Raw genomic sequence first — 20,819 nt, 5'->3', positions numbered from 1 at the left:
ATGCTGCTACGCACTCTGCTGTGTTCTCTGGTTCTTGCTCTAGCCGTGCCTGCATGGGCGGACACGGTGTGGTTGAACAATGGTGACCGCCTGAGCGGCGAGATAGTTCTGCTTGATGGCGGCAAACTGGCCTTGAAAACCAAGTACGCCGGCCAGGTGGTGATTGCTTGGAAGGATATCGACACCCTGCGTTCGGAGAAACCCTTGCTGATGCGCCGCCAAGGCCTCGACAGCGAGCACAGCAACCAGCTGGAAGCGGCCGGCAAGGGCATGGTGCGGGTGGTCAATGACAGCACGCAGACCGTGCCGCTCTCCAGCATCAAGCGCCTGATTCCGCCGCGCCCGGTGCTGCAGGACCGTTTCTGGGAAGGCAATCTGGACGCCAAGCTGGATATGAAACGTGATGACAACCACACCGATGAGTGGAAGCTCAAAGGCAATACGCGTATGGAGCACGGTCGCTGGCGCCACGTGTTGGGCGGCGAGCTGGAGCGCAAGGTCAAAAATGACGCGAAGACTGCCGACAACTGGCAGCTGGAATATGACCTTGACCGCTTTATTACGGATCACTGGTTCTGGCGCGTCGGTGCCGAGCAGGACGAGGATGAGTTCGCCTTTTTTACCCGTCAGCGCTCGCTGGGTACCGGACCGGGCTATCGCTTTTGGGACAACGAGTTGGGCCGGTTGGATGTGATTGGTCAGTTCAATCGCCTGCAGTTGAAATCCAGTGATGATGAGCGAGCGTTCAATACTTACTCGGTTTCTTGGGATTACAAGCGCCTGCTTTGGGGCACGCGGCTGGAATTTTACAGCACGGCCGAGTTGCAAATGCCGATGATAGAGGAGATTGACTATGTGCTCGACAGTGAAATGGGCCTGCGTTATCGGCTGACGGACTGGGCACGGCTGTCGCTGCTGTATGAACTGGATCAGGCGCGCGGGCTTGGGCAAACCAGCAGCGAGCGGCGTTATTTGTTGGGTGTTGGCGTCGGTTGGTAGGTTGAATAGGGTGAACTCGCGTTGATTCTGTCGGTCACTGCTTGCTCTGGCGTCGTGCTTACGGATAATGCGCGACCTTTCGCGAATCCGAAGTAGACAAGCTATCCCTATGTTTTCCAGAACTCTGCTATGCCTGGCCCTTTCAGTGGCTGCCACCTCCGCGCTGGCGGATACCGTCTGGCTGAAGAACGGTGACCGCCTGACCGGCAAGATCAAATTCTATGATGGCGGCAAACTGTTGCTGGAGACCGACTACGGCGGTGCGATTGCCCTTGATTGGAGCAAGATTGCGACCTTGGAAAGCGATCAGGAGCTGTTGGTCAAGGAGAGCGCAATTGCGGGCGAGCGCGCCAAATCCCTGCAGCCGGCCGATCCGGGTAAGGTAATCCTGGCTAATGGTGATGCGCCCAAGACGGTCGAACTGGCCAGCATCAAACAGATTCTCAAACCTAAGCCATTGGTTGAGGATTTTGTCTGGAAAGGCAACGTCGATGCATCATTGGACTATAAGCGTGCCGAGCGTGACACCGACGACTATGACGTCAGCCTCAAAACCCAGGCCCGCCATGGTTTATGGCGACACAACGCGCAAGCCGATTACAACCGCGAATTCCAAGATGACTTGGTTACTACGGATAACTGGGGCGTGGAATATGCCCTCGACCGTTTTCTGACCGAGCATTGGTTCTGGCAGGGGCGCCTGGAATACAAGCGTGACAAGATTGAAGACCTGCGCCGTCAGCGCACCGTGGGTACCGGTCCGGGTTATCAGTTCTGGGATAACGAGCTGGGTGCCTTCTCAGTGGCGGGGCTGCTCAACCGCACTGACTACGAATATGCCAATGGCCTGAACGACAACTTCTATGCCGTGAGCATGAAGTGGGACTACAACCGCTACTTGATTGGTAAGAGTGTCGAACTGTTCAGTGATGGTGAAGTGGGTAAGCCGCTGGCCAACGCGGCTGACTACACCCTGGACGCCGCTGTGGGCCTGCGTTACAAGCTGACCGACTGGGCGTCGCTGAACATGAAGGCCGAGAAGGATCTGGTCAGCGGCTCGGAAGGCGAGATGGATGAAACCCGCTACAGCCTGGGTTTTGGCGTCGGTTGGTAAGGTCTTAGCCGCATAAAAAAGCCCCGCGTTTGCGGGGTTTTTTGTTTTCAGCATTCTAGATCTAGCGAGCTAGAGCCAGGCAAGGCGAAAACGACCGAGGGCGCGGAGTTTACGGGTTGTAAATGAGCAGCCTGAGGTCGTTTTCAACGCAGGATAGCCGACGCGCAGCAGATCGGTGCGGATTACAACCGCAGGCCGCCGTCCAGCTCCAAGATACGACCGGTGTAATAGTCGTTTTCCAGGATGTAAGCCACTGAGTGAGCGATCTCGGCCGGTTTGCCCATACGGCGCAGTGGGATGACCGAGGTCATGCGCTCCAGCGCTTCCGGCTTCATGCTGGCGACCATTTCGGTTTCGATAAAGCCCGGTGCTACGCCGGCTACACGGATGCCGTAACGCGCCAGCTCTTTTGCCCAGACCACGGTGTCAGCCGCTACGCCAGCCTTGGCGGCGGAGTAGTTGGCTTGACCGATGTTGCCGGCGCGGGAGATCGAGGAGATGTTGATGATCGCGCCTTCGCTCTTCAGCTCGATCATCTTCGCCGCCACTTCGCGGGTGCAGAGGAATACGCCGGTGAGGTTGACGTCGATTACCGACTGCCACTGGGCCAGGCTCAGCTTGGTGATTTCGCCGTCCTTGACCTTGATGGTCAGGCCGTCACGCAGGATGCCGGCGTTGTTGACCAGGCCATTGATCTCGCCGAAGTCTTCGGCAATCTGCGCCACGGTCTGGGTCACTTGTTCTTCATTGGCGACGTTGCACAGATAAGCGCGGGCTTCCACGCCCATGGCCTTGCAGGCAGCGACGGCTTCGTCGAGTTTTTCCTGGTTCAGGTCGACCAGTGCCAGCTTGGCGCCTTTGTCTGCCAGATATTCAGCCATGGCGCGGCCCAGGCCCTGGCAGCCGCCGGTGATGATGATGACCTTGTCTTTAAGTTGCATCGCGTGTCCCCTCAAATGGTGTCGTGTGGCCTTGCCGGCGGTTAATCTAGGCGCCTCCCGTTCTGTGACGGATTCTATGCAAGGAGTCATAAGGTGAGCGTGAAAGCCGGCAAGCATGCCCGAGAATTGCTGCTCAAGGAATACCGGGGCGTGCTCAGCACCCATTCCAAGGCCATGCCGGGTTTCCCTTTCGGATCAGTGGTGCCCTATTGCCTGGATGCTGACGGTTATCCGCTGATTCTGATCAGTCGCATCGCTCAGCACACCCATAACCTCAAGCAGGACGGCAAATGCTCGATGTTGGTAGGCGAGCGTGGGGCGGAGGATGTGCAGGCGGTCGGCCGCCTTACTTTGCTCGCGCACGCGCGACAATTGGATGACGAGGGGCAGATTGCTGCGGCGGCGCTGCGTTATTACCGCTATTTCCCTGATTCGCGCGGTTATCATCAGGCCCATGACTTCGACTTCTGGCGCCTGGGGCCGGTGCGCTGGCGTTATATCGGCGGTTTTGGCGCGATTCACTGGCTGGATCAGGTGGCCCTGACCAACCCCTTTGCTGGCGACAGTGAAATCAGCATGCTCGAACATATGAACAGCGACCATGCCAACGCCATCGCCCATTATGTCGAGCTGGCCGGCTTGCCCAACCATGCGCCGGCCGAGCTGGTCGGCCTCGACAGCGAAGGTTTCCATCTGCGCATTGGTCAGGGGCTGTATTGGCTGGCTTTTCCAACATCCTGTAACAGTCCGTTGGAGGTGCGCCAGGCCCTGGTAGCATTGGCTCGCGCTGACGGTTGGCCTACCGGTGGTCAGGCTTCAGCTTGAATTCAGCCTAACGCCCCATACTTCACACTTACTGGAAGCTGATCTTCCGTTAAGGAATCTTTGATGCGCGCTTTTCTTTTTCTGTTTTTGCTGTTCCCGTTTATTGAATTGGCCCTGCTGATTCAGGTTGGCAGTGCTATCGGCGTTTTGCCGACCCTGTTGCTGGTTATTGGCTCGGCGATTCTTGGCAGCGTGCTGCTGCGCGTTGCGGGTGTCGCTACGGCCTGGCGTGCGCGTGAAAAGCTGGCGCGCGGTGAGCTGCCCGAGCAGGAAATGCTCGAAGGCCTGCTGATTGCCGTTGGGGGTGGTCTGTTGCTGCTGCCGGGCTTTATCAGCGACATCTTCGGCGTGTTCTGCCTCATTCCCTTTACCCGCCGTTTGCTGGTCAACAAGGTGCGTCTGCGTGCCGCCGAGCAAGCCATGCGTCAGCGGGCCTTCTATGACGACCAGGCCGCCCGTTCCGGGCAGACCCGCCCACAGGTGCTGGAAGGCGAGTATGAGCGCCGCGACTGAGTCCGCTTGGCCGTGTTGCGGCTTGCCAGCAGACCGATCTGCCGGACCGGCGAATGAATAAAAAAATCGCCAGTCGCCCTTGAAATCCCCTTGTACGCCCTTATGTAGCGGACACCGCAAGGTTTTCTGTCATTCAGACAGATCAGACTTCAGCGCTACGCCTGGCGCAGCGCTACCGGCCCCGCCGGACTTTGCTAACCCACCGGTGACTGCACCGGTCGACAAACCACCTATTGGGAGAGATCGACAATGAAGCTTCGTCCTCTGCATGACCGCGTCGTAATTCGTCGCAGCGAAGAAGAAAAGAAAACCGCAGGCGGCATCGTGCTGCCAGGTTCCGCTGCCGAAAAAGCCAACAGCGGTGAAATCCTCGCTGTCGGTACTGGCCGCGTGCTGGACAACGGTGAAGTGCGTGCCCTGGCCGTTAAAGTCGGCGACAAAGTGGTGTTTGGCCCTTACTCCGGCAGCAACACCATCAAAGTTGACGGCGAAGACCTGCTGGTAATGAGCGAGAGCGAAATTCTCGCTGTAATTGAAGGTTGATTTCAGCGCCTCGTCGCTACGAATTCCGCTCTATTTGAACGAATCAAGGAATAACCATCATGGCTGCTAAAGAAGTTAAATTCGGCGATTCCGCCCGCAAGAAAATGCTCACCGGTGTCAACGTTCTGGCTGACGCAGTAAAAGCCACCCTCGGCCCGAAAGGCCGCAACGTGATCATCGAGAAGAGCTACGGCGCTCCGACCATCACCAAGGACGGCGTTTCCGTTGCCAAAGAAATCGAGCTGAAAGATCGCTTCGAGAACATGGGCGCGCAGCTGGTTAAAGACGTTGCTTCCCGTGCCAACGATGACGCTGGCGACGGCACCACCACCGCCACCGTTCTGGCTCAAGCCATTGTCAACGAAGGCCTGAAAGCCGTCGCTGCTGGCATGAACCCGATGGACCTGAAGCGTGGTATCGACAAGGCGACCATCGCCATCGTTGCTGAGCTGAAGAAGCTGTCCAAGCCATGCGCTGACACCAAAGCAATCGCTCAGGTCGGTTCGATCTCCGCTAACTCCGACAGCTCCATCGGCGAAATCATTGCCGAAGCCATGGAAAAAGTCGGTAAAGAAGGCGTTATCACCGTTGAAGAAGGCTCGGGCCTGGAAAACGAACTGTCGGTTGTTGAAGGCATGCAGTTCGACCGTGGTTACCTGTCCCCGTACTTCATCAACAAGCCGGACACCATGGTTGCCGAGCTCGACGCTCCGGCGATCCTGCTGGTCGACAAGAAGATCTCCAATATTCGCGAACTGCTGCCAGTTCTCGAAGCTGTGGCCAAGTCCGGTCGTCCGCTGCTGATCGTGGCCGAAGACGTTGAAGGCGAAGCCCTGGCGACTCTGGTTGTGAACAACATGCGCGGTATCGTTAAAGTCGCTGCCGTCAAGGCGCCAGGCTTTGGTGACCGTCGCAAGGCCATGCTGCAGGACATCGCTGTGCTGACTGGCGGTACCGTGATCTCTGAAGAGATCGGCCTGAGCCTGGAAAGCGCTACCCTGGAGCACCTGGGTAACGCTAAGCGCGTGATCCTCAGCAAAGAGAACACCACCATCATCGACGGTGCAGGCGTTCAAGCGGATATCGAGTCGCGCGTACTGCAGATTCGTAAGCAGATCGAAGACACCTCGTCCGACTACGACAAAGAGAAGCTGCAAGAGCGTCTGGCCAAACTGGCTGGCGGTGTTGCCGTAATCAAGGTCGGTGCTGGTACCGAAGTTGAAATGAAAGAGAAGAAAGCCCGCGTTGACGACGCCCTGCACGCGACCCGCGCAGCCGTTGAAGAAGGCGTGGTACCTGGCGGTGGCGTGGCTCTGGTACGCGCTCTGCAGGCCATAAGTGAGCTGAAAGGCGACAACGCCGATCAGGACGTGGGTATCGCTCTGCTGCGTCGTGCTGTTGAAGCACCGCTGCGTCAGATCGTTTCCAACGCTGGCGGCGAGCCAAGCGTAGTGGTCGACAAGGTCAAGCAGGGTTCGGGTAACTACGGCTTCAACGCCGCAACCGACACCTACGGCGACATGATCGAGATGGGTATTCTCGATCCGGCCAAGGTTACTCGTTCGGCGCTGCAAGCTGCAGCTTCGATCGGCAGCCTGATGATCACCACCGAAGCAATGATCGCTGAAGTGGCTGAAGACAAGCCTGCTGGCGGCGGTATGCCGGACATGGGCGGCATGGGTGGCATGGGCGGCATGATGTAAGCCAGCCTGGCCCCTCGCAGGCCGCCGCCCGGCGGCTTGCACGCTGTAAAGAAAACCCCGTGCCTGTCACGGGGTTTTCATTTTTCTCGGTTATAACAGTCCCTCGCGGCAAAGCGGTACGCCAATTGCTTTGTGTGATGCGCGCTCCCGGACTGGAGCCTGTCAATTTGCGCTGTGCTGCTGGTCAGCATTGCCGCCTCCGTGTTTTGACCTCACCTGGATGTGCTCTAGCATGCCGCTTTTGCCGTGTGGCTGGAGGTTGTACCGGTTACGGTTTCGCCTGCGGCTGTTTTAAGGCCGCAGGTTCTATGTCGCACCGCGCTGATGCAGTTGGGCAATTAAGTGACTTTTGGGTTGTTACCTTCAGGTGTACGCATACGGCCCCAAACCTTGGTTTGTTCGAGGATGGAACCATTGGTGCGAATGTAGTTCGAAGCCTGGCCGCTAAATGGCTTGCTTGTGGATCAGGATGATCTGGATGGAGTTGTCGGCAGAGTCCGGCAGTAACGACCGCTGGTCGCAAAGCGCGACACTGCGGTATCAGTGATCTAGGGTCTATAAACAGCGTTTGGCAGCGCTATCAAGAGGTTGCAGTAATGAAGCTAGAAATCGCACGAGGTTTATTCCTGGTGACCGCACTCAGCGTGGTCTCGCTCGCAGCGGCTGCCTGGCAGGAGGCCAGCCCGCAGGTCATTACCCTTAACGAGCAGTTGGGTTATTGCCCATTACCGCCGCAGGAACGAACGGCCGAGATCGTGCGCCCGGATCATGATCTGCTTCTGCTGATGTTCAGCCTCTCCCAGGGGGCAGGTGTGCAAGGTTAATCTTCTTTAATTCCTACTGACGCACATAAAAAAGCCCTGCAATGCAGGGCTTTTTTATGTGGTGCTGAGGCTGTCAGTGGGCGTTAGCCGGCTTGTTGGGAGCGTCGGGTTGTGCCAGCAGGCTGTATACGCAGGGCAGCACGAACAGGGTAAACAGCGTACCAATCGACATCCCGGTGGCGATCACCAACCCGATATCGAAACGGCTCACTGCGCCGGCGCCGGTTGCCAGAATCAACGGCACCATGCCAAACACCATAGCAGCGGTCGTCATCAGCACCGGACGCAGGCGAATTGCCGCCGCTTCTTCGACCGCCTCACGGCGTGACAAGCCTTTCTCGCGGCGCAGCTGGTTGGCGAACTCAACGATCAGAATGCCGTGTTTGGTGATCAGGCCAATCAGTGTCACCAGGCCCACCTGGGTGTAGATGTTCATGCTCGACAGGCCAAGGAACAGCGGAATCAAGGCGCCACAGATCGACAGCGGCACCGTGATCATGATCACCAGCGGGTCGCGGAAACTCTCGAATTGTGCCGCCAGCACCAGGAAGATTAGCGCCAGGGCTAGGCCGAAAGTGATGTACAGCGCGTTGCCTTCCTGCACCAACTGGCGTGACGCACCGGCGAAGTCGTAGGCGTAACCGGCTGGCGCTTCCTCCCGCATGATCTGCGTCACCGTCTCGACGGCTTCACCCATGCTGACGATTGGCACGCCCTGGATGATCGCCGAGTTGAGCTGCTGGAACTGGTTGAGCTGGGTCGGCCGCGCGCGGTCGCTGACCTTGACCAGGGTCGACAGTGCGAGCATCGCACCGCTTTCGCTCTTCACGTAGTAGCTGCCCAGCCACTCCGGGTTGTCGCGGTAGGCGCGCTCGACCTGGGCAATCACCTTGTAGCTGCGCCCATCGATGGTGAAACGGTTGATTTCACCTTCACCGAGCAGGCTGGCCAGGGTCAGACCGAGGTCTTCCATGGACACGCCCATTTGCGCGGCTTTCTCGCGGTCGATTTCCACCACCACTTCCGGTTTGTCGAAGGCCAGGTCAACGTCGAGGAAGGCAAATTTTCCCGACTCCACGGCCCGTTTCTTGACCTTCTCAGCCACCTGCAGCAGTGACTGATAGTCATTAGGCGTGTTGATCACAAACTGGAACGGCAGGCCCTCACCGGTGCCCGGCAGGGACGGCAGGTTGAAGCCGAAGATCTGCAGGCCGGCGATCTGCGACAGGCGACCCTGTACCTCCGGCAGAATCTCCATCTGCGTGCGCTCGCGCTCGTTCCACGGCGTCATCAGAAAGCCGCCGATACCCGACTGCACACCGTTAAAGCCGTTGATCTGGAACGAGGAGTAGTACTCGGGGAACTCCTTGAAGATGGTCACGAACTCATCGGTGTACTTGTTCAAGTATTCCAGGTTGGTCGGTTGCGGTGCGCTGGCCATCATAAAGATGATGCCCTGATCTTCTTCCGGGGCCAGTTCGCTTTTGGTGAACTTGAGCAGCACCGGGATCAGGCACATGACGATTACCGCAAACACCAGCACCACCGGACGGGTATCCAGGGTTCCATGCAGGGCGCGCTGATAGCGTTGCTTGAGTTTGTCGAAGATCTGATCGAGCTTGTGCGCCAGGCCCGACGGATTCTCTTCATGACGCAGCAGCTTGGCGCACATCATCGGCGACAGGGTCAGCGCGACGATGCCAGAGATGATCACCGCGCCGGCCAGGGTCAGGGCGAACTCCTTGAATAGCGCGCCGGTAAGGCCTTCCAGGAAGCCGATAGGCGCGTACACCGCCGCCAGGGTGATGGTCATCGAGACCACTGGCACGGCGATCTCGCGCGCGCCCTCGATGGCTGCATCGAACGGCGTTTTGCCTTCCTCGATATGCCGGTGGATGTTCTCCACCACGACGATGGCGTCGTCCACCACCAGACCGATGGCCAACACCATGGCCAGTAGAGTTAGCAGATTGATCGAGTAGCCCATCAGCTGCATAAAGAACATCACGCCGATCATCGACAGCGGGATGGTGATCACCGGGATCAGCACCGAGCGGAACGCGCCGAGGAACAGGAACACCACCACGATGACGATCAGCACTGCTTCGCCGAGGGTCTTCACCACTTCGTCGATCGAGGCCTGGATAAACAGCGTGGCGTCATAGGCGATGGAGACTTTCAGGTTCGGCGGCAGCTGCGCTTCCAGGTCCGGCAAAACCTTGCGCACTTCCTTGATCACGTCCAGCGGGTTGGCCCCCGGCGTGCCCTTGATGGCGATGTACACCGAGGGTGTGCCATCGAAGGAGCTGATCGAGTCGTAGCTTTCCGCACCCATTTCCACCCGCGCCACATCGCGGATCAGCACGCGGCTGTCGCCCACGGTCTTCAGCGGGATGGCAGCGAAGGCCTCGGCCGACTTCAGGTCGGTTTCGGCGTTGATGCTGGTGACCACGTATTCGCCTTTTACTTCACCCGCAGCTGCGAGGAAGTTGTATTTGCGCACCGCGTCATTCACATCGCTGGCGGTCACGCCATAAGCACCCATCTTCACCGGGTCGAGCCACAGGCGCATGGCAAACACTTGATTGCCGAGAATCTCGGCCTCAGCCATGCCGGGCAGGGTGGCCAGCTTGGGCTGGATCACCCGCGACAGGTAGTCGGTAATCTGCGGGTTGCTCAGCTCCTGGCTGTAGAAGCTGATGTACATCAGCGCCGTGGAGTCGGCGGCCTCCTTGCTCAGCACCGGGTCTTCGGCGTCCTGCGGCAGCTGGTTCTTCACCTCGTTGGCCTTGGCCAGCAGTTCGGTGAACAAGCGGTCGCTGTTCGCGCCGATACGCGCATAGATCGAAATGATCGACACGTTCTGCCGGCTCACCGAGGTCATGTAGTCGATGCCGTCGGCGCTGGCCAGGCTCTGCTGCAGCGGCTGGGTGATATAGCCCTGGATGGTTTCGGCATTGGCCCCGGGGTAGGCCGTGGTCACCGTGATCAGGGCGTTTTCCATCTGCGGGTATTGGCGGATGGTCAGTTTGCTGAATGCCTGGAAGCCAAGCAGGATGATCAACAGACTGACCACAGTCGCCAATACCGGGCGACGGATAAAGGGATCAGTAAAAGCCATAAATATATTCCTTTACGCCTGCGCGTTTACTCGGCGCTCGGCTTGGCCTGGGCATTGGCGATGCTGACGTGGGCGCCGCTATCCAGCTTCAGCTGGCCGGCGGACACCACCTGCTCACCGGCCTGCAGACCTTTGTTAATCACCACTTGGCCGTCGCGGCGCTCACCGGTTTCGACAAAGCGGCGTTCGACTACCAGCTCGGCCTGGCCTTTGTCGTCTTTGACCGGCTGGCCTTCGTCAGCTTTTTTCTCGCCGATCACGTATACCGAGTTGCCATACAGGGTGTAGGTGATGGCGGTTTCCGGGACGACAATCAGGTTCTGCTCGCCGGGCAGCAGCACTTCGAGGTTGGCGAACATGCCGGGCAGCAGTTTGTTGTCCGAGTTGACCAGCATGGCGCGCACCTGCACGTTGCGGGTGGTGTCTTCGACCTTGGGGTTGATCGCAACGATTTCGCCCTCGAACACCTCGTTCGGGTAAGCCGCCACGCTGAAACGCACACGCTCGCCGATGGCCAGTTTGGGCACCGCCTGTTCTGGCAGGAAGAAGTCGACGTAGAGCTTGCTCAGGTCCTGCAGGGTGGCGATGGTGGTGCCCGAGGATAGGTAGTCCCCGACGTCGACCTGACGGATGCCGATGGTGCCGGCAAACGGTGCATTGATGCGCTTCTTCGCCAACATGGCTTTCAGTTGAGCAACGCTGGCGTTGGCCTTTTGCAGGCTGGCGGACAGGCGGTCAAACTCGCTTTTCGAAATGCTCTGGCGGTTGACCAGGCTGCGGCCGCGCTCGAATTCGACGCGGGCTAGGCCCAGTTCAGCTTCGGCGGTGGCCAGGCTGGCCTGTTCAACGTCGCTGTTCATCTGAATCAGCGGTTGCTGCGGGGTGACCTGCTCGCCAGAGCGGAACAGCACCTGTTGTACGGTGCCGCCGACCTCCACGGTCAGGTCAACGCCCTGGAAAGCCTTGAGCGTACCGATGGCTGGCAGGCGACCCTGCCACGGGCGTTCTTCTGCCGTTGCGGCATCGACGCTGATGGCGGGCTGCGGTGCCGAGAACATCTGCACTTGTTGGTAGATGGAAAAGCCTTTGTAGGCGGCGAGGGCGAGTACCACGACGAGTACTGCGCCGAGCATGATCAGCATGCGGCGGAGCAACATATTCCGGTTCCTTGGCAAGGCGGTTGAATAGCCTGGGAATAGGCAAGAGGGGCACCTTAGACCGCGCGCCAAGGCCTGTCAAAGATTCGCATTTGCAAAATGTTGTTGTGCAAAAGTTGCCTGATTGATCAAGTGCTTTTTAAGCAAAATGCCAGCATAAGCTGGCATTTTGTGTGTTGCGCTGTGCTGCTCAGGCACTCAGGCGTTGGGTCACTTCGTTGAGTTGGCCAGAGAGGACTTGCAGGTTTTGCCCGGCGCTTTCGGTGCGCTGCACGTTCTCCTGGTTGGCGGTGGCGATGGCGGTGATCTCGGTAAGGTTGCGCGAGATGTCTTCGGCCACGGAGGTCTGCTCTTCGGCGGCGGTGGCGATCTGCCTGTTCATATCGCGGATCGCTTCCACCGCGCTGGTGATCAGCTGCAGCGTCGCGCCGGCCTCGGTGACCTGAGTCACGCCTTCCTCGCTGCGCTGCTGACCGCTTTCAATGGCGCGTACCGCATTCACCGCGCCGGTTTGTACGGTGTCGATGATCTGGTGGATTTCTGCGGTGGACTCGGCGGTACGCTGCGCCAGGGTGCGCACCTCGTCCGCGACTACGGCAAAACCGCGGCCTTGTTCGCCGGCGCGGGCAGCCTCAATGGCGGCATTGAGCGCCAGCAGGTTGGTTTGCTCGGCGATGCCGCGAATTACTTCCAGTACCTTGCCGATGCGCCCGCTATCGGCTTCCAGGCGGCGAATCACCTCCGAGGTGTTGCTGATTTCGCCGCGAATATCGGTAATGGTTTTGATGGTCGCCTGCATCACCGTTTCGCCCTGACGCGCCGCGCTATCGGCAGCATCGGCCGCGCCGGCGGCTTCGGCAGCGTGGCGTGCGACTTCCTGAGCGGTGGCGGACATTTCGTGCATGGCAGTGGCGACCTGATCGGTACGCGAGAACTGTTCGCGTGTGCCCTGGGCCATCAGGGTGGCGATGGAGTTGAGTTCGCCACTGGCGATGTCCAGGTCCGCCGTGCTGCGTTTCAAGCGGGTAAAGGTGTCGGAGAGGAAGTCGCGCAGAATATTCGCGGCAACGGCCAGATTACCCAGCTCGTCCTGGCGGGTGGAGTCGACGCGCTTACCGAAATTACCCTGGCTAAGTTGCGCAATATGCTCGATCAGCTCGCGGATTGGATTGATCAGGTTGCGGTTGATCAGCCATAGGCTGAACAACGCGATCACCACGGTAGCGCCGAGCATCAGCAGGGTGCCGAAGGTAATGGTGCGATCTGCCGAGGCGTTGATCAGGTTGGCCTGCTCCAGGCTCTGCTCATGCAGTTCGCTGGACAGTGCCTCCAACTGCTGCGTGGTGTTGCGGTCAATGCCGGAGACTGCCTTGTCGCCGACCGCAGCGTCACCACCGGCGGCGACAAAAGCATCACGGCCCTTGCGGTAATTGGCGCCGAGTGTCTGATGCTCACTGCGCAGCGCGTCGACCTTGGTTTTCAGTGCACGGTCGGCGCTGGCCAGTTCGCTCAATTTGCCCAGTAAGTCCTGCACCTTGCGCTCCTGCGTTTCAAACTGGCTCCAGTATTTGTCCAGTTGGGCTTTGTCGCTGCCACGCAGCAGCACGTTCTTCCATTCCTGCACTTGGGTCTTGAAGTTCAGGTTGGTCGATTCGATCAGCGTCGAAGCCGCCAACGGTCCTTCAAGTAGGCCCCGATAGGACTGCATGCCGTTGGAAAGGAAGCTGAAGCAGGCCAGTGCCGTGACCAGAATCAGCGCCAGGCTGCCGCCGAGCAGGGCGAGGATTTGCGCGCGCAAGGATTTTTGCAGAAACATGGGTCATACCCCTGAGTGTGGGAGGCGGGATGCCAGTGACGCTGAACGCGCCCGAACTGCGAAGATCCCTATCGACTGGTATCAGCTGGGCCGGATTGCCGAGAAGCAGCGGCTCGCTAGGAGTATAGATCGGCTCTGCGGCAGCGTTCTTTAACGTGCCGCAGGCGTGTTACAGATTCAGCGGTGGGGCGGTCTAGGCCAGGCGCAGGTGGTTGTCCCACAGGCCTGCGGGGAGTTGTAGCGGCAGGCTGCTGATCTCGGCGCTGCGGCAGTCATATAAGCGGCAACGGCCGACGCCACTGCTGACCACAAAGCCTTCGGCTACCGCGCCAACGCCGGCGCAGTCGGCCAGGGACGCATCCAGGCGTAGCTCGGCACTGTCCAGATCCCAGATAAACACCCGGTTGCCGCGCGGTGCGGTCAACGCTAGCAGACGCCGCTCGCTGTGGATCGCCACGCTGGCGGTGTACTGGCTCATCAACTGGCGCTGTGCCTCGGCTACCGGGAAGTGCTGGAAGGGCTGGCCGGGGCGTTTGATCGCCAGCAGTGGCACCACATCGCTGGCCTCGCCCATATATTGCTGACCGCTGACCAGGGTGCCGTCGCTGGCTACGGCCATATGCCGCACGCTGTTCATCCGTTCGGGCAGCTGCTCCTGGCTGATCAGGCTGCCGTCGCGGCGCAGCAGCACCAGGCTGGACTGCATGGCATCAAGGTTCATTTCCACCCGGCTGTCGGCCTCGGTGCGGATGCCGCCGTTGGCCACCGCCAGGGTTTCACCGTCTGGCAGCCAGAGTAGCTGGTGCGGCCCGATGCCGTGGGTCGACAGTTCGCTGCTGCGCAGCAACTGTTCACCTTGCAGGCGATAGACACCGAGTACGCCGCGACCGGGGTCAGAGGTGTCGTTCTCGGTGGCGTACAGCCATTCGCCGTCCTTATGGAACACCGCATGGCCATAGAAGTGGCGCTGGTTGGGTGAATTCAGGGTCTGCAGCAGGCGGCCGTCACGGGTGTCGATCAGGTAGCTCTGGGTGCTCGGGCGGCGGCCGACAAACAGTGCCATCGGCAGAAACGGATGGCCAATCACATCGTGGCAGCGCTCGCTGACCTGGGTGGCAAATACCTGGCTGCCATCCAGCCTATAACCCACTGCGAAGTGCTTGCCGGCGCTGTCGTTGCGCGCCGATAGCAGTAGCGGCTGCGCGCTGTTGTGCATCAACGTCCAGCCGCCGTAAGCGCCGGCGGCCGCTGCCGTAGCGGCAACAGCAGCGATGCTCAGCCCGAGAAAGGCGCGGCGATTGATCTGCATGCTTCAGTCACCGTCATGGGCGTTAAAGCCCAGTTGGATGCCCAGGGTCTTGGCCAGCTCGGACTCATGCAGGCGATGCAAAACATTCAGGCTGTCATATAGCGCATTGACCTCAACACGACCGGCTTCGTCGCTAAGCAGTTCGCCGAGCGGGCGCTGGGCCGCGGCCAGGCGCTGGCGGGTGTCGCTGTAGGCGGCATTAATACGTTGTTTCAGTGCGTCTTGATCACTGTCGAGCAGTGCTTGAATGCCATTCTGCTCGGCACCCAGCCAGATGCGTTCGGCACTGGCCAGGCTGGCGGCGAGGTTGGCCAGGCTGGCCTTGCTGCGCCAGGCTTCGGCCTGGTAGGGCTGCGGCTGGCCTTTGCTCTGGCGGCCGAGTGGCGTGCCGAGCTTTTTCTTCAGTCCGTCGAGGGCGCTGACCTGGGTGCGCAGCAGTTCTGCAACTGCTTCCGGGGCTTCGGCGTAGCGGGCGTTGGGGAAGTCCTTGAGCAGCGCGGCCATACCGTCTTTGGCTTGCCACTGTCTCAGCACATCGGCGGCCAGCGCTTGCTGGTGCTGGCCGATGGCGACGATCAGCGGGCAGTAGCGGGCTTTCTGTTCGGCGACGCCCAGGTCGATGGCTGGGTCGAACAGCAGGTATTCATAGGCGGTCAGGCCCTGCACCACGACGCTGGATTTATCCAGATCGGCTGGGGTCAGCTCGGGCTTGCTGTTGACCAGCGCCTCGACCTGACGCGCCACGAGGTTCTTCTTGTCCGGCCAGAACTGTACCTGCCAGGCGCGGTTGCCTTCGGCTAGCGGGCCGAAGGCAACCGGTTGCACGGCGGCCCAGGCGCTTTGCGCGCTGCTGAATGCCAGGCGGGCGTCGGTCAGACTCTGTTGTCCGCTGCAGAAAGCTTGGCCGCTGACGGCCAGCTGTCGGTCAGCTTCGCTCCAGGCACTGTAAATCGGCAGTAACACGCCATCGGTAAGCGCGCGGCTGACCTGCTGCTGCGGATTGCTTGGGCTGCAGGCAGTGAGCGTGAGGCTAAGCAGGGCGAGCGTGAGGGGTGAGCGGATCATCTGCGGCTCCTTACAACGAATTCAGAAACGCCAACAGCGCGTCGCGCTCGTCGGCATTGAAAGTCAGCACCTGCTGCTTGGCCGCCTCGGCCTCACCGCCGTGCCAGAGGATGGCCTCCAGCAGGTTGCGCGCGCGACCGTCATGCAGGAACTGGGTATGGCCGTTGACCGTTTCCGTCAGGCCGATGCCCCACAGCGGCGGGGTGCGCCACTCACTGCCGCTGGCGAGAAATTCCGGGCGGTTGTCTGCCAGGCCTTCGCCCATGTCGTGCAGCAGGAGGTCGGTATAGGGGCGAATCAGCTGATTGGCCAATTCAGGCTCGGCAGTATCGGCAGCGGTGGTGAATTGCGGGGTATGGCAGCCCTGGCAGCCGGTCTGGTGGAACAGGTTTTTGCCGGCGAGCACCTGCGGCGTATCGGCGCCGCGTCTTGCCGGCACGCCGAGATTGCGGGTGTAAAACAGCACGCTGGCAAGGATGTTGTCGCTGACCTCGGGCTCGCCGCCGTGGGGTGCGTTGCCACAGTCGGTTTGCGCCATTGTGCAATTGTCATGGGCAATCAGCGTACTCGTCAGGCCCATATCGTTGGCAAAGGCTTCGGCATTTTGCTGGTTGAGCGTCGGCTGGCCCGCCTTCCAGCCGAAACGGCCGAGCACCGTGCGTTGCTGCTCGCGGTCCCAGACCTGGTTGGCGCGCCCGGAAATGCCATCGCCATCGCCGTCCTCGGGGTCGGCATTGGCCAGGATGGCCGCTTCGGGGATCGCTTCGAGCAGGCCGAGGCCAATCATCGGCGGGGCGATGCGCGCGGAGACCAGCGTGTCGGGATGCAGGGCGCCGTAACCGAGCTGGCTGATTTCTAGCTTGGGCTTGCGCAGCTCGACCTGATGACCATCGGCAAAGTTGACCAATTGTGTGCTGTAACTGACGCGCACCTTGCCTTCGGGCGCGACGCCCGGGTTGGCCATGTCCTGCAGCTGGCCGCCATAGGTGGGTTCGGCCAGTACGCCGAGGCGTTGGATGATTTCGGCGTGCTCGCTGCCCGATGGAATCGACAGGCGTACCAGCATCGACGCTGCGCTCTGCGCATCAGGCGCCGGCGGATGGCCGCGGCCGTCCTTGATATGGCAGTTCTGGCAGCCGTTGGTGTTGAACAACGGGCCGAGGCCGTCACGCGCGGTAGTGGTTGCTGGTGCGCTGACCCAGGGGTTGCGAAAGAAGCTGTTGCCGACACTGAAATCCAGGCGCCGTAAGGGCGACAGATTGGCTGACGGCAGGGAGAAGGCGTTCTGATCTGCCTTGCGCACGGTGGTGCTGCCCGCAGACAAGGCTTCGCCGGGCTCGGCCTCAGTGAACTGTGGATTTTTATCGCAGGCGACCAGGCTCAGGCTCAAGGCCAACAGCAGCGCAATGCGATGCGGCGCAAACATGAAAGAACATCCGCAGCAGAAAAACAGGCGGCCGATCTTAACAGTCCGCCAGGTTTTAAATAAGACAGATTTGCATTATCGATGGTGGTCAAAGGTCGCAGGTCACAACAGGCAATAAAAAGCCGCGACTTCGTTAAGGAGTCGCGGCTTTATTAGGCACTAACCTTCGGACTTCGCGAGCTAGAGCGAGACAAGGCAGAAATGGCCGAGGGCGCGGAGTTTACTGGCTGTAAATGAGCAGCCCGAGGCCATTTCTAACGCCGTATCGCCGACGCGCAGCAAGTCCTACGCGGTTAGAAGCTGTGGTCAGCGGTATCCGGATTCAGATCACTGATCCCCAGTTTGCCAGCTGCCTGCTCGATTGCGCCGGTCTGCTTGACCAGCGCGGCGATGGCGTCACGTACGATCTGCTGGCCTTCGGCGTTGTCGGCGGCGATCAGTTGATCGAAGTGCTGGCCGTTGTTAGCGCTGTCGACCAGAGCCTGCAACTTGGCTTCGCTGGCTTCGAGGTCGGCTTTCAGGGTGCTGTCAGCGTCGGCGTCAACCTTGGCCACCAGCGACGACAGGCTTGGGCCGGTCAGGGTGGTGCCATCGACCTTCTTGTACTCGCCCAGGTAAACGTTGCGAATACCTTTACCGTTGTAGAAGTGCGAGTTGTGGGTGTTGTCGCTGAAGCAGTCGTGCTCGTCTTCGGTGGAGTTGGCTTCCAGTGCGACTTTCATGCGCTCGCCGGCCAGTTCGCCGAGGGACAGGCTGCCCATGCCGAAGAGCATCTTGCGCAGGCCGTTTTCAGCCGATTCGGCTTCCAGCGTCGCGCGGTAGTTGTCGGCGTTGCCGGCTTGCCACTGCACAACCATCGCATCGAGGTCGCTGATCAGCAGGTCGGCGGCGGCTTTGATAAAGGCACGGCGGCGCTCGTTGTTGCCACCGGTGGCGCCTTCGCCTACTACGAAATCGCTAGCTGGACGCTCGCCGGCGCCTGGATTGGTGCCGTTCAGGTCCTGACCCCAGAGGAGGAATTCAATAGCGTGGTAGCCGGTGGCGACGTTGGCTTCAGAACCGCCCAATTCGTTCAGGTTGGCCAGCAACTCCGGGGTGATGGTGGTGACGTCGAGCTTGTCTTCGCCGACCTGCAGTTCGGTGTTGGCGATGATATTGGCGCTGGCGCCTGGGTTGCCCAAAGCGTGCTGGTAGTCCTTGGCGACGTAGTCGATCAGGCCTTCGTCCAGTGGCCAGGCGTTCAGCTGGCCTTCCCAATCGTCGACCACGGCGTTGCCGAAGCGGAATACTTCAGACTGCATGTAAGGCACACGGGCAGCCAACCACGCTTCGCGGGCAGCTTTCAGAGTGTTGTCATTCGGGTTGGCGAGCAGGGCATCAATGGCGCCTTGCAGGGCTTTGCCGGTGCTGGCGGCGTCGCTGAATACGGCCAGGGCCAGATCTGCGTAGTGGCTGACCACCGCTTTGCTGGCGGCTTCATCGACTTGGCTGGTGGCCGCTGCTGGGGCGCTGACACTGCTGGCAGCAGGTGCGGCGGCTTGGGTGGCTGGCGCTTTATCTTCACCGCAACCGGCGAGTGAGATGGCGATGGCGAGCAGGCTGGCAGAAGCCAAGGGCATACGAAGCATGGTGGAATCCTTTACGGGTGAGAGAAGGCACCCACGCAAGCGGGCACAGAAACCAAAACATAATGCGAAAGATTTTCATTTTGCGCAAAGGGTCATGCGGTTTTTTCACCGCGAGCTGTGGGCAAAGTCTGCGATTGGGCCATTCGATAGGGCTAAAATGCCATCACAGTTGCCTTCAAGAACCACTCAGGAGTTCCGCATGAGCCTTACCAGTGTTGTTGTCATTGTGCTGTTGGTCCTGCTCGCGGCGTATGCCGTGATGCTTTACAACGCGCTGGTGCGTTTGAAGCATGGCGTGAGCAAGGCCTGGTCGAATATTGATGTGATGCTCAAACAGCGTCATGAGGAATTGCCCAAGCTGGTGGAAACCTGCAAGCAATACATGCAGCACGAACGCGGCACTCTGGAGGCGGTGGTTGCCGCGCGTCAGGCAGTTTCCAATGCCCAGGCCAAGGGCGACATGAATGCCTTGGGCAAGGCCGAGACGGGCCTGCGCGCCGGGCTGGGCCAGCTGTTCGCGTTGGCGGAGAACTATCCGGAGCTCAAGGCCAATGAAAGCTTTCAGCACTTACAGCAGCGCATCAGCGGCCTGGAAAACGGCATTGCCGACCGCCGCGAGCTGTATAACGAGGCGGTCAACCTGAACAACGTGCGGATCGAGCAGTTTCCCGACGTGATCATTGCTCGTGCCTTTGCCTTCAAGGAGGCGGCGCTGTTGGAGTTCAGCGAAGGCGAAAAAGCCGATGTCGATCTCAAATCGCTGTTTGGCTAAGCCGTGGATATTCAAGGACAGGTTGTTGGTTTGGCCTGCAGCATGGCGCTCAGTGCCGGTGGCGCGTGGTGGTTCTTGCAGCGTTTCTCCCAGGCGCGGCATTTGCTCGATACGCCGACTTCAAAGATTCGTTCGGCGGCTCAGGGCTATGTCGAGTTCTACGGCGTGCTGCATGACAGTGCCGAGCCTCCGCTGCTGGGGCCTTTGACTAACACGCCTTGCCTGTGGTGGCGTTACAAGATTGAGGAGTACACCTCAAGCGGTAAAAAGCGCAGCTGGCGCACCCTGGAAAGCGGCAGCAGCGAGGCGTTGCTGCAACTGGACGACAGCACCGGCAGTTGCTTGATCGACCCACGTGGTGCTCAGGTACGGCCGCTAACCCGTGAAGTCTGGAAAGGCAGTTTGCGCCACCCGCTGGGGGCGGCGAAAACCGGCTGGCGTGCGCTGTTCAGCGATGATGGGCGTTATCGCTATACCGAGGAGCGGTTACATGCCGGTCAGCCGCTGTACGCCGTCGGTGATTTTCGCAGCAGCGGTGGTGGTCGCCAGGGCCTGGATCTGCCGGCCGCTCAAGGGGCAGTGATTCGTGAGTGGAAGGGCGACTTCGGCGGCCTGCTGCAGCGTTTCGATAGCGACGGCAATGGCCAGCTGGATGAGCGTGAGTGGCAGCGGGTGCAATTGGCCGCCAGCCTTGAAGCAGAAGATCGGCATCGCCGGCAAAGCGCTCAGCCGGCACAGCATCACCTGGCTAAACCGCGTGAGGCGCAGCCGTTTATTCTTTCCTGCGCTGGTGAGGATGAGCTGGTGCGGCAGTTCTACTGGCAGGCGGCTGGCGGTGCAGTGCTATGCCTGGCCGGCGCGCTGGCAGTGGCCTGGTTGCTCGGCATCAACAGCTTTTAGGTAAAAGCACTGTGCATAAAAAAGCCCGCCAGTTGGCGGGCTTTTTTATGGCTATGTCCCAATCGCGTGTTGCATGGTCCGACCAACCGCCTCCTGGATACAGTGAACGGGCTGAATACGCTGCTGATAGCGTTCAAGCATGCGGCGCCAGCCCAGGTAGTTC

The 20,819-nt window shown here is 60.0% G+C and carries 17 protein-coding genes and 1 pseudogene; 9 read left to right on the top strand and 9 right to left on the bottom strand.

The window, feature by feature from the left end:
- Both AACX99_RS19710 and AACX99_RS19705 read left to right on the top strand, forming a co-directional pair.
- Positions 1-999 carry a DUF481 domain-containing protein gene (locus AACX99_RS19710; protein ID WP_339414128.1) on the top strand — a complete coding sequence of 333 codons (999 nt, stop codon included), beginning with the start codon at positions 1-3 and terminating at the stop codon, positions 997-999.
- A 109-nt stretch (positions 1,000-1,108) separates the two neighbouring features.
- Positions 1,109-2,113 carry a DUF481 domain-containing protein gene (locus tag AACX99_RS19705; protein WP_339414127.1) on the top strand — a complete coding sequence of 335 codons (1,005 nt, stop codon included), beginning with the start codon at positions 1,109-1,111 and terminating at the stop codon, positions 2,111-2,113.
- A gap of 182 nt (positions 2,114-2,295) precedes the next feature.
- Here the strand turns inward: AACX99_RS19705 and AACX99_RS19700 are convergent, their stop codons facing one another.
- Entirely contained in the window at positions 2,296-3,054 is a 759-nt protein-coding gene (locus tag AACX99_RS19700; RefSeq protein ID WP_339414126.1) for an SDR family oxidoreductase, read from the bottom strand.
- A gap of 93 nt (positions 3,055-3,147) precedes the next feature.
- Here AACX99_RS19700 and AACX99_RS19695 point away from each other — a divergent pair, with 93 nt between their 5' ends.
- The 5 genes from AACX99_RS19695 to AACX99_RS19675 all read left to right on the top strand — a co-directional run bounded on the left by AACX99_RS19695 (position 3,148) and on the right by AACX99_RS19675 (position 7,462).
- Positions 3,148-3,879, top strand: coding sequence for a HugZ family pyridoxamine 5'-phosphate oxidase (locus AACX99_RS19695; RefSeq protein ID WP_339414125.1), 732 nt, complete (start codon positions 3,148-3,150; stop codon positions 3,877-3,879).
- A gap of 63 nt (positions 3,880-3,942) precedes the next feature.
- Positions 3,943-4,392, top strand: a complete 450-nt coding sequence (locus tag AACX99_RS19690; RefSeq protein WP_339414124.1) for an FxsA family protein — start codon at positions 3,943-3,945, stop codon at positions 4,390-4,392.
- Positions 4,393-4,641: 249 nt separating this feature from the next.
- Positions 4,642-4,935, top strand: coding sequence for a co-chaperone GroES (locus AACX99_RS19685; RefSeq protein WP_339414123.1), 294 nt, complete (start codon positions 4,642-4,644; stop codon positions 4,933-4,935).
- Between the two features lie 59 nt (positions 4,936-4,994).
- Complete coding sequence (gene groL, locus AACX99_RS19680) at positions 4,995-6,638, top strand: chaperonin GroEL (protein WP_339414122.1); 1,644 nt, start codon at positions 4,995-4,997, stop codon at positions 6,636-6,638.
- A gap of 596 nt (positions 6,639-7,234) precedes the next feature.
- Positions 7,235-7,462, top strand: a complete 228-nt coding sequence (locus AACX99_RS19675; protein ID WP_339414121.1) for a hypothetical protein — start codon at positions 7,235-7,237, stop codon at positions 7,460-7,462.
- A gap of 73 nt (positions 7,463-7,535) precedes the next feature.
- Here the strand turns inward: AACX99_RS19675 and AACX99_RS19670 are convergent, their stop codons facing one another.
- The 7 genes from AACX99_RS19670 to AACX99_RS19640 form a co-directional block, all read right to left on the bottom strand.
- On the bottom strand, positions 7,536-10,583 hold the full coding sequence (locus AACX99_RS19670; RefSeq protein ID WP_339414120.1) for a multidrug efflux RND transporter permease subunit: 3,048 nt from the start codon (positions 10,581-10,583) through the stop codon (positions 7,536-7,538).
- Between the two features lie 26 nt (positions 10,584-10,609).
- On the bottom strand, positions 10,610-11,740 hold the full coding sequence (locus AACX99_RS19665) for an efflux RND transporter periplasmic adaptor subunit (RefSeq protein ID WP_339414119.1): 1,131 nt from the start codon (positions 11,738-11,740) through the stop codon (positions 10,610-10,612).
- 190 nt (positions 11,741-11,930) lie between these two features.
- Positions 11,931-13,556, bottom strand: coding sequence for a methyl-accepting chemotaxis protein (locus AACX99_RS19660; RefSeq protein WP_339414118.1), 1,626 nt, complete (start codon positions 13,554-13,556; stop codon positions 11,931-11,933).
- Between the two features lie 193 nt (positions 13,557-13,749).
- Positions 13,750-14,859 (bottom strand): DUF1513 domain-containing protein, encoded by a 1,110-nt coding sequence (locus tag AACX99_RS19655; RefSeq protein ID WP_339414171.1) that lies wholly within the window; start codon positions 14,857-14,859, stop codon positions 13,750-13,752.
- A gap of 9 nt (positions 14,860-14,868) precedes the next feature.
- The gene (locus tag AACX99_RS19650) at positions 14,869-15,930 is read right to left on the bottom strand and encodes an imelysin family protein (RefSeq protein WP_339414117.1); all 1,062 of its coding nucleotides are present in this window, start codon (positions 15,928-15,930) and stop codon (positions 14,869-14,871) included.
- A 10-nt stretch (positions 15,931-15,940) separates the two neighbouring features.
- A complete protein-coding gene (locus tag AACX99_RS19645; protein ID WP_339414116.1) occupies positions 15,941-17,356 on the bottom strand; it encodes a di-heme oxidoreductase family protein in 1,416 nt (471 codons plus the stop codon).
- A gap of 293 nt (positions 17,357-17,649) precedes the next feature.
- Complete coding sequence (locus AACX99_RS19640) at positions 17,650-18,984, bottom strand: imelysin family protein (RefSeq protein ID WP_339414115.1); 1,335 nt, start codon at positions 18,982-18,984, stop codon at positions 17,650-17,652.
- Between the two features lie 199 nt (positions 18,985-19,183).
- Here AACX99_RS19640 and AACX99_RS19635 point away from each other — a divergent pair, with 199 nt between their 5' ends.
- The gene (locus tag AACX99_RS19635) at positions 19,184-19,756 is read left to right on the top strand and encodes a LemA family protein (RefSeq protein WP_339414114.1); all 573 of its coding nucleotides are present in this window, start codon (positions 19,184-19,186) and stop codon (positions 19,754-19,756) included.
- Positions 19,757-19,798: 42 nt separating this feature from the next.
- Positions 19,799-20,656, top strand: a complete 858-nt coding sequence (locus tag AACX99_RS19630) for a GIDE domain-containing protein (RefSeq protein ID WP_339414170.1) — start codon at positions 19,799-19,801, stop codon at positions 20,654-20,656.
- Positions 20,657-20,707: 51 nt separating this feature from the next.
- On the opposite strand, the pseudogene AACX99_RS19625 reads toward AACX99_RS19630, so the two are convergent.
- Positions 20,708-20,819 (bottom strand): annotated as a pseudogene (locus tag AACX99_RS19625) (IS1595 family transposase); the annotation flags it as partial.

It is taken from the genome of Pseudomonas sp. EA_35y_Pfl2_R5 (assembly GCF_963970805.1).
Classification (GTDB): domain Bacteria; phylum Pseudomonadota; class Gammaproteobacteria; order Pseudomonadales; family Pseudomonadaceae; genus Aquipseudomonas.
The sequence above is the reverse complement of the archived record's forward strand: the minus strand, read 5'-3'. Positions and strand labels throughout refer to the sequence as shown.

Excerpts from the sequence above, each read along its gene's own strand:
- AACX99_RS19660 (WP_339414118.1), bottom strand. The coding sequence starts at position 13,556 with ATGTTTCTGCAAAAATCCTTGCGCGCGCAAATCCTCGCCCTGCTCGGC.
- AACX99_RS19630 (WP_339414170.1), top strand. The coding sequence starts at position 19,799 with ATGGCGCTCAGTGCCGGTGGCGCGTGGTGGTTCTTGCAGCGTTTCTCC.
- AACX99_RS19670 (WP_339414120.1), bottom strand. The coding sequence starts at position 10,583 with ATGGCTTTTACTGATCCCTTTATCCGTCGCCCGGTATTGGCGACTGTG.
- AACX99_RS19690 (WP_339414124.1), top strand. The coding sequence starts at position 3,943 with ATGCGCGCTTTTCTTTTTCTGTTTTTGCTGTTCCCGTTTATTGAATTG.
- AACX99_RS19685 (WP_339414123.1), top strand. The coding sequence starts at position 4,642 with ATGAAGCTTCGTCCTCTGCATGACCGCGTCGTAATTCGTCGCAGCGAA.
- AACX99_RS19665 (WP_339414119.1), bottom strand. The coding sequence starts at position 11,740 with ATGTTGCTCCGCCGCATGCTGATCATGCTCGGCGCAGTACTCGTCGTG.
- AACX99_RS19640 (WP_339414115.1), bottom strand. The coding sequence starts at position 18,984 with ATGCTTCGTATGCCCTTGGCTTCTGCCAGCCTGCTCGCCATCGCCATC.
- AACX99_RS19645 (WP_339414116.1), bottom strand. The coding sequence starts at position 17,356 with ATGTTTGCGCCGCATCGCATTGCGCTGCTGTTGGCCTTGAGCCTGAGC.
- AACX99_RS19650 (WP_339414117.1), bottom strand. The coding sequence starts at position 15,930 with ATGATCCGCTCACCCCTCACGCTCGCCCTGCTTAGCCTCACGCTCACT.
- AACX99_RS19700 (WP_339414126.1), bottom strand. The coding sequence starts at position 3,054 with ATGCAACTTAAAGACAAGGTCATCATCATCACCGGCGGCTGCCAGGGC.
- AACX99_RS19635 (WP_339414114.1), top strand. The coding sequence starts at position 19,184 with ATGAGCCTTACCAGTGTTGTTGTCATTGTGCTGTTGGTCCTGCTCGCG.
- AACX99_RS19675 (WP_339414121.1), top strand. The coding sequence starts at position 7,235 with ATGAAGCTAGAAATCGCACGAGGTTTATTCCTGGTGACCGCACTCAGC.
- AACX99_RS19705 (WP_339414127.1), top strand. The coding sequence starts at position 1,109 with ATGTTTTCCAGAACTCTGCTATGCCTGGCCCTTTCAGTGGCTGCCACC.
- AACX99_RS19710 (WP_339414128.1), top strand. The coding sequence starts at position 1 with ATGCTGCTACGCACTCTGCTGTGTTCTCTGGTTCTTGCTCTAGCCGTG.
- groL (WP_339414122.1), top strand. The coding sequence starts at position 4,995 with ATGGCTGCTAAAGAAGTTAAATTCGGCGATTCCGCCCGCAAGAAAATG.